General features: G+C 43.3%; 12 protein-coding genes. 4 read left to right on the forward strand and 8 right to left on the reverse strand.

Translation table 11 applies throughout. The features are described 5' to 3' along the window. Positions 1-241: 241 nt before the first annotated feature. Positions 242-730, forward strand: coding sequence for a thioredoxin (gene trxA, locus M1P97_RS07130; RefSeq protein ID WP_249388704.1), 489 nt, complete (start codon positions 242-244; stop codon positions 728-730). A 170-nt stretch (positions 731-900) separates the two neighbouring features. Here the strand turns inward: trxA and M1P97_RS07135 are convergent, their stop codons facing one another. The 3 genes from M1P97_RS07135 to mgtA form a co-directional block, all read right to left on the reverse strand. Then, positions 901-2,349: an alpha-amylase gene (locus M1P97_RS07135; RefSeq protein WP_249388705.1), complete on the reverse strand. Its 1,449-nt coding sequence runs from the start codon at positions 2,347-2,349 to the stop codon at positions 901-903. A 77-nt stretch (positions 2,350-2,426) separates the two neighbouring features. Further along, entirely contained in the window at positions 2,427-3,557 is a 1,131-nt protein-coding gene (locus tag M1P97_RS07140; RefSeq protein WP_249388706.1) for a carbohydrate porin, read from the reverse strand. Then, the gene (gene mgtA, locus M1P97_RS07145) at positions 3,524-6,178 is read right to left on the reverse strand and encodes a magnesium-translocating P-type ATPase (protein ID WP_195372143.1); all 2,655 of its coding nucleotides are present in this window, start codon (positions 6,176-6,178) and stop codon (positions 3,524-3,526) included. The genes M1P97_RS07140 and mgtA overlap by 34 nt, the downstream gene beginning before the upstream one ends. A gap of 263 nt (positions 6,179-6,441) precedes the next feature. Here mgtA and M1P97_RS07150 point away from each other — a divergent pair, with 263 nt between their 5' ends. The 3 genes from M1P97_RS07150 (at position 6,442) to M1P97_RS07160 (ending at position 8,371) form a co-directional block, all read left to right on the forward strand. Next, positions 6,442-7,257 (forward strand): transglutaminase-like domain-containing protein, encoded by an 816-nt coding sequence (locus M1P97_RS07150; RefSeq protein WP_195372144.1) that lies wholly within the window; start codon positions 6,442-6,444, stop codon positions 7,255-7,257. Positions 7,258-7,261: 4 nt separating this feature from the next. Further along, complete coding sequence (locus tag M1P97_RS07155; RefSeq protein ID WP_249388707.1) at positions 7,262-7,831, forward strand: YdeI/OmpD-associated family protein; 570 nt, start codon at positions 7,262-7,264, stop codon at positions 7,829-7,831. 144 nt (positions 7,832-7,975) lie between these two features. Next, entirely contained in the window at positions 7,976-8,371 is a 396-nt protein-coding gene (locus tag M1P97_RS07160) for a hypothetical protein (RefSeq protein WP_195372146.1), read from the forward strand. 50 nt (positions 8,372-8,421) lie between these two features. Here M1P97_RS07160 and M1P97_RS26265 read toward each other — a convergent pair whose 3' ends face one another. The 5 genes from M1P97_RS26265 to M1P97_RS07180 form a co-directional block, all read right to left on the reverse strand. Next, positions 8,422-8,553 carry a hypothetical protein gene (locus M1P97_RS26265; protein WP_262923227.1) on the reverse strand — a complete coding sequence of 44 codons (132 nt, stop codon included), beginning with the start codon at positions 8,551-8,553 and terminating at the stop codon, positions 8,422-8,424. 157 nt (positions 8,554-8,710) lie between these two features. Beyond that, entirely contained in the window at positions 8,711-9,766 is a 1,056-nt protein-coding gene (gene rsgA / locus M1P97_RS07165) for a ribosome small subunit-dependent GTPase A (protein WP_195372147.1), read from the reverse strand. Next, entirely contained in the window at positions 9,763-10,542 is a 780-nt protein-coding gene (locus M1P97_RS07170) for a class I SAM-dependent methyltransferase (RefSeq protein WP_249388708.1), read from the reverse strand. Before M1P97_RS07170 ends, rsgA begins: the two co-directional genes overlap by 4 nt. Before the next feature lie 227 nt (positions 10,543-10,769). Further along, positions 10,770-12,137: a sensor histidine kinase gene (locus M1P97_RS07175; RefSeq protein ID WP_249388709.1), complete on the reverse strand. Its 1,368-nt coding sequence runs from the start codon at positions 12,135-12,137 to the stop codon at positions 10,770-10,772. Next, positions 12,121-12,819, reverse strand: coding sequence for a response regulator transcription factor (locus M1P97_RS07180; RefSeq protein WP_249388710.1), 699 nt, complete (start codon positions 12,817-12,819; stop codon positions 12,121-12,123). Before M1P97_RS07180 ends, M1P97_RS07175 begins: the two co-directional genes overlap by 17 nt. Positions 12,820-12,915 lie beyond the last annotated feature (96 nt).

Here is a 12,915-nt window from a genome sequence, read left to right on the forward strand (position 1 = left end):
ACTAGAGAATTAGTAAAACGTGAAGTGATGGATATATGGTTAAATATTTTATTTTCTGCAATTTACTAATAATATCTCCTATAAAATCATATGGACGAAAGAATTGTTCTTTAATAACTATAAGAGTCTATAATTCACAATGTACATTTGTACGGTTCTGACAAACCTTTTATTTATCAATATTGTTTCATAATTACTGCACAAAGTTGTGACAGTGGAAATAATTAAACAATAAAATAGAATGAATAGTAGAAAAATCTTCACATTACTGGCTTTAATGATTGGCTTTATGGCTTTAGCTTCATGCAAAGGGCAGGCCAAAACCAACGAAACAGCAAGTAGCACCGAGACGACAGGAAAAGATGCTACTGCTCCTATACATATCAACAAGGCAGGCTTTCTGAAGAAAGTATATAATTTCGAAGCGAGTCCGAACGAATGGAAATATCTGGGTAACAAGCCAGCCATTATTGACTTCTATGCAGACTGGTGTGGCCCCTGCAAAATGATCGCACCTTCTCTGGACCAACTGGCCAAGGAATATGCCGGACAAATCGATATTTACAAAGTGGATGTAGACAAAGAGACCGAACTGGCAACCGCTTTCGGCATTCAGGGAATACCGGCTCTGTTATACATTCCGATGGAAGGAACGCCTCAGATGCTTCAGGGCGCACAGCCTAAAGAGGTTCTGAAAGAAAAAATAGAAATGATCTTACTGAAGAAATAGAAAGAAACATATTTCAAACAGCATAAACAATTAATAAGCCGGAAAAGCAATAGTTGATATTGACTTCTCCGGCTTTTCTCTTTATTTATCAAATATTTAGGTATAATCATTCTAAATTCATACGAAAGCGATCTCCTTTAAAAACGAATAACTAAGCAAATGCAGCATTATTATTGATGTTTTTTGATCCAAACAGCCAAATTACGACCATTGACGGAAAACTCACCATTTCCCTCTTTGTCTATCTGTACTTCATCGGCAACGCTTCCAGTCAATTCATACCATTTTTCTCCTGCATGCTCTTTGCCTAAATTCATCGTCTTACTGCCTTTTTCATCATTTGAAATCAGAAAAACCAAACCCGATCCCGGATGCTCAGTATCCCCACTCCTTACGAAACCAACAGTGGAAGGATGATCGAAATAATCTGTTTGTTCTCCGTAAGCATATTTCCGACGGGCATCCAACAAAAGATCAATGATCTGCGTGTGGGGCGACTTCTCTCCATTTACACCATAATAATCACCATAAAAAAGACAAGGATAGCCGTCTTTTATGAGTAAAACCAAGCCATAGGCCAACGGTTTGAACCAATCTTCGATCTGTGACTCCAGAGAACTACCCAGTTGCGAGTCATGATTATCGACAAAGGTGACAGCCAGTTCCGGATGCAGTTCTACCAAGGTATTTTTCAGAATGTTCTGCAAGTCATATTCTTTTCCTTCCTGCGAAGCCTGGAAAAGATTATAATGAAGCGGCACATCGAACAGACTGATTTTATTCCCGACTGCTTCCAGATAGTTGTCCAACGTTTCCAGATCACCGTTCCAATATTCACCTACAGCAAAAAAGTCTTCTCCCCTTTCGGTTCTCACAGCTTCTAAGAATTGTTTGACAAACTGGTCCTTCATATGTTTGATAGCATCCAGACGCATTCCGTCAAGGTTCAATTCGCTAGAAACCCATTTTCCCCAACGGTTCAATTCTGTTATTACTTCGGGATGATTAAGGTCGATATCATTTCCGAGAAGAAAATCGTAGTTCCCATTTTCGGAATCCACTCCTTCGCTCCAGTTCTTATTTTCACCTAAGATCTGGAAAATACCACTCCTTCTTGATTTGTCATCAAAACCCATACCGGAAAAATGATACCAGTGCCATTTAAAATCGGAATACTTGTCACCCCGGCCGTGGAAATTATAGCCGGTCCAACCTTGTACTTCAAACTCATCGCTGACAGGTTTCGTACGGTCGGTTGGATCGACTTCTACAACCATAAACTTTTCAGTATAATCGCCTCCGGCCTTATGGTTCAGTACCACATCGAGATAAACCGAAATATGATATTTATGCAGTTCATCGATCATTGCCTTCAGTTCCTCCTTCGTCCCATACTTTGTCCTGACGGTACATTTCTGGTCAAACTCACCCAAATCATACAAATCGTACGTGGCATAACCTTCATCTTGTTGCTCGTCCGCTTTATATGCAGGCGGAATCCAGATTGCCGTGACACCGATTTCATGTAAATGAGATGCATCTTCTTTCAACTGTTTCCACAAATTTCCGTTATTCGGGAGATTCCACTCGAAATATTGCATCATTACGCCGTTTTCCATATACTAACTCTTTTATTTATCAATAATAAAACAACGGCCATAAGGAGAAAGTTCCTGTACCTCCTGGAATTTATAAGCTAATACTCTACCATCACCCTCAACATCGCAATATGAGACCTCTCATTTCCAGTCCGTATAAAATGGAATGCAGGTTGCACGCTAAAATGATTCGACACCGTATAATTCCACGTTATTTCCAAAGCCTTCTCCCTTATATCGGAGAAAGAAGCCTGCGAAAAGACTACCCCCAGAGTATCTTCCCCCGAAGCCGAAAATAGTCCTTTGAAAATACCTCCTGCAGCCATATACCGCCGACAGTCATTACGATCGGATGGAGCGAAAGAATACTGCCCCAACACTCCCGCCGAATAGCGGCCCGAATGCCAACACTCCTGCTCCACCGAAAGCCAGCAGGCATAATTCACCTTTCGATGTTTCTCCGACGTCGTTTCCGCCGATGCCTGCTCCGGTGCCAAACTGTCGTCTGCCGCATCACAGCAACGATTGCCGCCATGTACAACAATACCCAAATTATAAGAACCATGATAACTGCTGTTTGTAGTATAATCCATTTCTGCAATATCCATTAAGCCATCCCGCTGCGGTGAAACGGCAAATACCGAACTTCCCTGCTTAAAAGGCAGATAAGCCTGCCCGTTATAAAGACTGTTCTTTATCCTGATCATCTCGTTTATCCGGTATTCCAGATGCAGGCAAACGGCAGACAAAGGATAGTTTGCCAATACATAATTAGCCGATAGCGTCGGATAAATTCCACAAGAGCTGTTCGTAAACAGGGAGGTGTAGGGAGTTGTGAAATAATCCTCGTTCACATTCCGCAATCCCCCGAACAAAAGTACTTTTCCTATTTGCTGGGAATATCCCAGGAGAAAGGGGCTGAAAGGCAGATTGTCCTCTTCTATATTTGAAAAAACTTGCCTGTCTCCAGCGATCCGTTCGCGGGAAGTCTTATAGACGGAGATCGTCTGGACCTCCAACTTCCCATTACTCCACAGCCCCAGCCGTTCGGTCGGAATCGCAACGCGGAGAGAAAGAAGATTCACCCAATTCAACCGATTGCCTAAATCCGATTGCAGTTCGGTAGTGTACTGAACGGATGCCTCCAGTTTTGCCTGGGCAAAAACCACTTTCTCCTCACCCATCTGCAACACTATTATAGCCAGCGTGTAAACCGTTTTACGTACCATTGTTTTACAAATTGAGTCAACATACAATATCCAAGTAAAGTAGCAATCAACCAGGGGAAATAACTCAGCGGCAGCGGTACAAGCCCGATAGATGCCCCTATCCCTGTAAACGGCAGGATAATGCCGATCGCCATGATCGCAAAAGTGGTGAGCAATACCGGCCATGAAGCGCGGCTTTGTATGAACGGTATTTTCCGTGTACGGATCATATGCACGATCAATGTCTGCGAAAGCAGCCCTTCCACGAACCAGCCGCTTTGGAACAAAGCCTGATGTTCCGGCGAAGTACACCCGAATACATACCACATCAACAGATAAGTCGTAATATCGAATATCGAACTGATCGGCCCGATGCAGATCATGAAACGGCTCAGATCGGAAGCATCCCACTTACGCGGCTTCAGCAGGTATTCGCGGTCGACCTTGTCAAACGGTATCGTCGTCTGCGAAACATCATACAACAGGTTCTGCACCAGCAAATGAATCGGAAGCATCGGCAGGAAAGGCAGAAAAGCACTCGCCGCTAACACACTGAACATATTACCGAAATTCGAACTCGCCGTCATCTTGATATACTTCATGATATTGCCGAATATCTTACGCCCTTCGAGAACACCCTGCTCCAGCACCATCAAATCCTTTTCCAGCAGAATGATATCGGCACTCTCCTTGGCAATATCAACCGCCGTATCTACCGAAATTCCGATATCCGACTGACGCAAGGCCGACGCATCGTTAATCCCGTCCCCCAGGAAACCAACCGTATTCCCACCCTGTTGCAGTAACGTGATAATACGCATTTTCTGCATCGGAGTCAGTTTCGAATAAACCGTCGTATATTGCAGCTCCTTCACCAGTTCCTCGTCCGTCATCTTCTCGATCTCCGGTCCCTGCAACGTATGCGTAATATCCACACCGACCTGGCGGCAGACCGCTTTCACCACAGCCTCGTTATCGCCTGACAATACCTTCACCTCTACACCATGCTCATGTAACTGTCGGATCGCTCCGGCAGCCGAGGATTTGGGAGGATCGAGGAAAGCCAGATAACCTATCAACACCATATCCATTTCATCCTCCACCGAGAAATCCAGTTCCTTTTCTATCCAGCTCTTCTGGGCAACAGCCAGCACACGCATACCGTCACGGTTCATCCGCCCGCTTATTGCCAAAGCAATCTGCTTCAGCTCGTCCGTCATCGGGCATACTTCACCGTTATATTCCACATACGAACAGATCTGCATCATCTCCTCGATCGCCCCTTTGGTGATGATCTGTCGTTTACCGTCGTTATCTTCCACGATCACCGACATACGGCGGCGGGTAAAGTCGAACGGAATCTCGTCCACTTTCCTGTATTTATCACCCAGATGTTCGAAATCCAGTTCCTTCGCATGCGAAAGGATCGCCTTGTCCATCAGGTTCTTCAACCCGGTCTGGAAATAACTGTTGAAATAGGCATGCCGCAACACACGCAGATCGTCATCCCCATGCACATTGAGATATTTTTCCAATACGATCTTATCACGCGTCAACGTCCCCGTCTTATCCGTACAAAGAATATTCATCGCTCCGAAACTCTGTATCGCATTCAGATTCTTCACGATCGTCTTGCGGCGCGACATACTGACAGCTCCTTTCGCCAAATTAGAGGTAACGATCATCGGTAACATCTCCGGCGTAAGACCGACAGCAACCGACACCGCAAACAGAAAAGCATCGAACCAGTCCCCTTTGCTCAACCCGTTAATCAGGAACACAAACGGAACCATCACCAGCATAAACCGTATCAGCAACAAACTCACCTTATTGATTCCCCGGTCAAAACTCGTCTGCGCCCGCACCCCCGTCAGGCTTTTGGCAATCGTCCCCAGATAGGTAGAACGCCCGGTAGCAAACACCACGCCTATTGCTGATCCGCTCACCACATTCGACCCCATGAAGCAGATATCATCCAACTCGACCACACTGCCCGTCCGGTGCGTCCTCTTCCCCAGTTCCGCTCTTTTCTCTATGGCATCCGACTCGCCCGTCAACGACGACTGGCTGACAAACAAATCCTTAGATTCCACGATACGGATATCGGCAGGCACCATATCACCGGCAGCCAGGTAAACGATATCTCCCGGCACAAGTTCTGCAATATTCACTTCCTGCCCGTCTTTTGCACCCAGGCGGTAGACGGTAGCTGTATTTTTCACCATCCGTTTCAAGGCATCCGAAGCCCTACCCGATTTCCATTCCTGCACGAAACGAAGTACCGCACTCAACATCACCATCGCCGTAATAACGATAACGGTCACCCATTCCCTGTCTTCCGGCGCAGCCATCAGGACATCTATCACCAGCGAGACAACCGCCAATGCCATCAATATACCGATAAAAGGATTGATAAAGGTTTTAATAAACATGATCAGCCAACGGTCGCGCTTTTCGCGTACGATTTCGTTAGGCCCATGAAAACGTAAACGATCTGTCACTTCTCCTTCCGTCAGTCCCATACGCGAAGTGTCGAAATAACTGAATACAGATTTCAGTGGTTGGGTAGCTGCCAGAAATACCCGTTCGCTGTTGAAAGAGATTGCGTTGTTGTTCTTTCTTTTCTTTCTTCTGATCCACATGATAATTCTCTTTTATGAAGCCCCCTGCTCCCAAAGCAGGAGGTCTCCGGTTTGGTATTCGTTTTATGTCTCTCTTTTTGACAACGCAAAAGTAGAGACACCCGGCCAGACAAGCCGTTAGAGAACTATTAGAAGGGTATTAGAGAACCATTAGAATTTTACAGTTTACTTCTGCTTCTAAATATTGATACCTCTATCCTCATCCCAACATCTCAAATATTTACTACCTTTGCCGCCAATTGTAAATCATAAAACGAAACGTCATGAGTAAATATCCATTTATGCTGATTTTGTGCCTATTTATTGCACAATCGGCTTTTGCACAATCATATTCCAAATACTTTCGCCTGGAAAACCAAGATACCGTCAACTTTACTTTTACTGTGAAGAAACCAGATATTAAGGCAATAGACTGTTATCCTCAACAGATTATCCAAATATCGAAAAACGGAGAAAATTACGAAATATCACTCACGACTATCAACCCCTACCTGGATGGAAGCAAACTGGCTAAAATGAAAGAAGCCAAGTATGACAAATCACGGGAATACGACAGAGAGATCGCTAGATTTTTGCAATCTACTCCGTTGATAGATGCACAAAACAAACACGTTAAACAAATTGCCGATACACTGTTCAAAGATGAAACGCAAACCTTTGTCATAATAGAGAAAGCCCTTAAATTTGTCTATACCTATCTGTCACCTTCCGACTCCATTGCCAAACAGATCGATGCAGGGATTTGCAGAACCGTAGATGTCAATACAGTTATCCAGACAAGAAAAGGTACTTGTAGCGAATATACTAATCTATTTACCGCATTGATGCGCTATATGAATATACCGACCCGTTTTGCTGTAGGATATTGGAATGTCCCTGAATGGAATACCGAAAGTACCCATGCCTGGCCTGAATGCTACATAGAAGGTGCAGGTTGGTGTTCTGTCGACCCAACATTTCCATCGTATATCTGTCCGCATTTTGCAGAAATCAGGATGCGTTACGGAATAGATTATGAAGACTGCGACATCAGAACCCTAAATTATGACATCGAGCCGATCGAGTTTACAAAGAAATGACCCTATGACGACAGAAGATAAAATAAAATATTTTGAAAATAGGGAAGATTGGAGAAAGTGGTTGGCAGACAACTTTGAAACCAAAGACGAAATTTGGTTTGTCTTCCCTTGCAAGTCGTCAGACAAAAAAAGTATTACATACAACGACGCTGTTGAAGAAGCCCTTTGTTTCGAGTGGATCGACAGTACGATAAAAACACTTGACAAAAAACATAAAATTCAGCGTTTCACGCCTAGAAACCCAAAAAGCACATACTCGCAAGCCAACAAAGAAAGACTTAAATGGTTATTGGAAAATAAAATGATACACCCCAAATTTGAAGACAAAATACGAAATGTTCTGTCTGACCCTTTCATTTTCCCTAACGATATAATTGACAAACTGAAAGAAAATAAGATAGTATGGAAAAACTATCAACAATTTTCCGACCCATATAAACGTATCCGAATCGCATACATTGAAGCAGCAAGAAAACGACCTGAAGAATTTGAAAAACGATTAAACAACTTTATCAATAAAACGAGAGAAAATAAAATAATAACCGGATTCGGCGGAATCGGAAAATACTATTAACCCCAATAAAATTGGGGCATACAACGAAAGCTCACAATACATATTGAAATAATTACCTATATATCAGCCTTTTTCATATATTTGTATCCTATACTATTATACAAATCACTTTCGGAGATACTATAACACTTAAAAACAGATAAGATGAAAAAAGTAATTTTTGCAGGCGGGATATATAACATATTCTTTGTGCTATTCCACATCGGATTTTGGAAAATATGGGACTGGAACACAGAGTTGGAAAAGCTGTCATTCACCAATAAATGGATCATGCCTATTCTAAATGTTCAAATAATCTACTACTTTATCTTTACTGCGGTAATTTGCTTTGCGTTTCATAAAGAACTATTTACAACAAATCTTGGAAAATGCTTCTTGATGAGTACTGCTGGATTCTGGTTTATTCGAGCAATTCAACAATTTGTATTTTGGGAACTAGGTGCAGTCTCTACAATTATCGGGGTATTATTTTTTTTATTGGGATCAGTTTTGTTTCTTATTCCGGCAATACGTAAACAAACGACAGGTACTATTGAATAACGTAAACCCGCACCCGAATCCAAGTATTGTTATATTCATAGTCGAATGATTTAACGATCTATTATTACTTTTCTATAGTCTCCATCGCCTTTCTTCTGAAAGCCATTTCTCAGTAATGCCTTTATAGAAATGATATTTTCATCCATCAGAGGTTTTAATACAAGTTCTTTCTTATTTATCATGGATTTATTCGTTATAGTATTTTATTTGATGACATCCATTTGTCCATTTTTATTTTATACACAAAACAAAAACCATTCTACCCTAAAGTTTGTAGGTCTAAAAAATAATATAATACAATGCAGGAATCCGAAGAAACCTGCACCATATAAATAAAAATCAGGAATCAGCCTTACGCCTCTTCACTTCTTCCACGAGCTTTGTAAAGGATTTTTCCTTTTTACGTTTTTCATGCTCGGAGGCGGAGAAATGCCAGGCTTCACGCTTTAGTCTCAGATAGCTTTCATACACTTTGGTATCTAGCAAACCTTCTGCAACTGCTTCCAGAACAGCACAACCAGGTTCATTGGTATGTGTACAATCCTTGAAGCGGCATGATTCTGCATAACTGGAAATTTCCAGCATTTCAGCAAGTGAATCGGGATTATCTACAGCTAATCCAAATTCACGAATACCCGGAGTGTCGATTAAAACACCTGAGCCGTCCATCAAGACCATTTCCCGCCGGGTGGAAGTATGCCGTCCTTTTCCTGTGGACTGGCTTATATCCGACGTCAGCAGCACCGACCTTTCACAAAGCGCATTAACAAGAGAACTCTTCCCCACACCCGACGAACCGACAAACACCACCGTTTCGCCTTCCGATATGGATTCCCTTAACCGGGAAACCGTTTCAGGGTGATGGATACTTGTGAAGAACACCGGCATCCTACGGGTAAGATGCCTGATTGCTTCCTCTGTCTCCTGTTTATCAAAAGACAAATCAGTCTTATTGAGTATCAATACGGGATGGATATTTTCTTCCAATATCTGAACCATGAAACGTTCCACCCTGCGCATATTGAAATTATCATCGAGACTCTGCACGATAAACGCCTTATCAACATACGAAGCAATTACCTGTTTTCCGGCTACCGTTCCATTTCTCTTGCGGTATAAAGTCCGTTCACGGGGCAGCATATCGACGATAATCCCTTTACTATCGTCGAAAGGTTGAAACAGAATCCAATCGCCCGTACAAGGCAGTTCAAAGTCAGATCTTCCATACATCATATTTCCCGTCAACTCACATTGGAACAATCCATTTTCGGAAATAACTTCATAACAGGTGCGATGCACGACGGCTATCCGTCCGTGAGATAACGTATTATATGCCGATTCTTGTTTCAGTTGGTTCAACCTGTCATTCCAACCATACATATCCAAACAGATCATAGCGTTATCTTTTTAGCGATATAAAACACATAGCCGTAGAATCCTTTATACTTACGGTATAATTCCTCTTCGTGATGTGACATCGCGACAAGTTCTTCGGCTGTTTTATTTCCCGGATATTTGGCTAGAAACTTTTCCCGTGCTTTAACCAAAGGCGCAAAATAATGCTCTGTCCAGCAAGTCTCAGGCAAAATAAAGGAAGCGACAGGAAGATACCTGGCCTTTTGTATCAGGGCTACCTGATTGGGAATAGTATCTATTTCCGGATAAGCCTCCATCCAAAAATCATGGATCTCTGCCGGACGTTCTTCGGTAAACCATGTGCTTTCGGAAACGACGATATATCCTCCTGTTTTCAGATATTTACGCCATTCGTTCAGTCCGCGTTCAAAGCCGATATTATAAATAGCTCCTTCCGACCAGATCAGGTCTAATTCACCTTCTCCGAAAGGAAGGTTATCCATCGAACCGACGATTCCTTCCACTCTATCCTGAAGATTCAGTTTCCTGGCATTGTCGTTGAACCGGTCGATGAATCCCGGAAAAAAGTCGAGACCCGTAATATGTCCCGGCGCATGCTGCGCCAATGTCATTGTCTGTCCACCCGTACCGCAACCCAAATCGGCGATAAGGGACCGGTCGGTCAGGTTGTCTATAAAGCTCAATGCTTTAAGGGTCACTTCGGGACTTCCGGGTCCCTGACGTTCTGTGTTTAAAAAATATTCGCAGATTAAATTAATATCGAATTCGTGAATTGTTTTATTTTCGTTACTCATTTTCTTTTATGTATATAGCATACTCGTGAAAGCATAACAATGCTATCATCATTGTACACTGATTAAAATTGAACTAATACAATAGAAATTATGCCCGAGCAGAATTACCCGGGAATAAACGAAAGGACAACCTGTACAAGGAATACAGATTGTTTACTACACCAAATCCGATTTAAATAGTTTGTTTAACATGCGGCAAAGGTACATAATATTTTGTATTATGCTAATTATATATGCGGAAACTCCACCACAAACACAGTCCCCTCGCCCGGATAAGAATGAACGTAGATATTTCCTTTGTGGAGGAAAACGATCTTTTGAACTAACGCCATCCCTATTCCATTGCCGACAGCATAGTTACGGTTACTGCCACGGTGAAAGGCGGTAAAAAGATGTTCCATATCTTCTGCGGGGATTCCGATGCCTGAATCGGAAAAGCGGAGGATGGATTTTTCTTCATAGAAAGATATCTGTACTGAGGAAGTTTTGTCGTCGGAGAATTTACAGTTGTTCTCCATCAGATTTACAAAGGCTGTTTTCAATAAATAAGCATTCCCGGAAACGGTGATCATGGCATCGTCGTCAGTCTCTTCTTCAAAAAGCAGATTGACCTTATACTCCTTATTGGCTTTCAAAACCAGTTCGCGGGCATCGAGCAACAATTCGTCCAGGCGTACCTCTTCCATACTGATCTGCTCCGGCTGATAACTGGCACGGGCCAGGTTGAGCAAGCCCTCAGACAATTTCACCACCTTATCCGCATCCGTCAAAGCCTCTTCCACCGCTTTCCGATAGGCTTCACCGGAACGCTCCTTGAGAAGCGTAACCTCCAGGCCACCGATCAAGGCAGCCATAGGCGTACGAAGTTCATGGGAGACATTACTGACAAACATTTTCTGCGCATCGAACGACTGCTCCAACCGGTCGAGCGTATGGTTGAAGGTCACAGCCAACTCTCCCAACTCGTCTTTCTCGTCCGCTACCGGAACTCTTTCGTCCAGATTGGATGCCGTTATCTTCTCCACCTTCCTGACGATATTCGAGACAGGCGACAAAGCACTTCGCGACAGAAAATACCCCACAACAGCCAGTACCGCCAGCCCGATACCCCATAATATCAGCAGGATATTCCGTAAAGCATCGAGTTTCGCATAGCCATAACCGTCAAATGCAGCAGCCGTGATTACATAGTCTTTCCCCTCAAACGGATACAAAAGTCCGACCACCTGATAATCTCCTTCAAAGAATTCGATAGATTTCTTTTCGACAATGCGCCGGATCATTTCCGGGGTTTCTTTCACCCGGTCTATCTCTTTGGCATCATGATAAAGCAGGTTGAACGACGGGTCATAGACCGCCACCTCCACCTCATCGATAAACTCTCGGTTTTTCATGTAAATGGATTGCATGGTAGCGGCATCGACCTTATGTTGCAGGAACAGATTGGCTTTCGTAATCCCCTCCTTTTTCAGGTCACGATAAAAAACACTTTTCCGGTTACTTTCCGACAAGAACCAGATCATTCCCATCAGGAATAGGAAGACAGTAGCTGTGACTGCCGTATAACGGATCGTCAGTTTAGTCCTGATTTTCATCGGTACGCAGTATAAAACCCATGCCTGGCTTAGTATGGATCAGTTTAACAGAAAAATCACGGTCGACTTTCTTTCGAAGATAATTGATATAGACATCGATAAAATTAGTCCCCGTATCGAAATGAGTGTTCCAAACCTTATCGGCTATCTCCGCACGCGACAGGACACGCTCCGGATTCTCCATCATATAAGCCAGCAAATTGAACTCTTTAGGTGTCAGTTTTATCTCACGTCCATCACGGAAGACAGACTTGCCGGACAGATCGATACGAAGGTCGGCATAGTTTAACTCCTGGGGTTGGACAGTCTGCGAAGCGACAACTTTTCTTTTCAGCAACACCCTGATACGGGCATCCAGTTCGCGGAAATCGAAAGGTTTGACCATATAATCGTCCGCTCCGGCATCGAAGCCGTCCAGCTTGTCATCGGTTGTGCCCAAAGCAGTAAGCATCAGAACAGGGATATCCGGATTCAGTTGCCGCACCTCTTTCGTCAACTCAAAACCATTCATCTTCGGCAGGATAATATCGGAGATCACCAGATCGAACCCCGAAGCCCGAAAAAGACGCAACCCCATCTCCCCGTCAAAAGCCACCGACACCTGATAGCCGGAATCTTCCAGACCGGCCTTCAGGAGCTCCGCTACACGCTGTTCATCTTCTACTATCAGTATTCTTGTCATACGATCTTTTTTGTTTTTGGGATTACTGAATCCGTTATAAGGTTTACAAAGATAATAATTTCCTATATTCACAGTATATCCCTATATTTGTCCCAC

The sequence above is a fragment of the Parabacteroides leei genome (assembly GCF_023369805.1).
GTDB classification, from domain to species: domain Bacteria; phylum Bacteroidota; class Bacteroidia; order Bacteroidales; family Tannerellaceae; genus Parabacteroides; species Parabacteroides leei.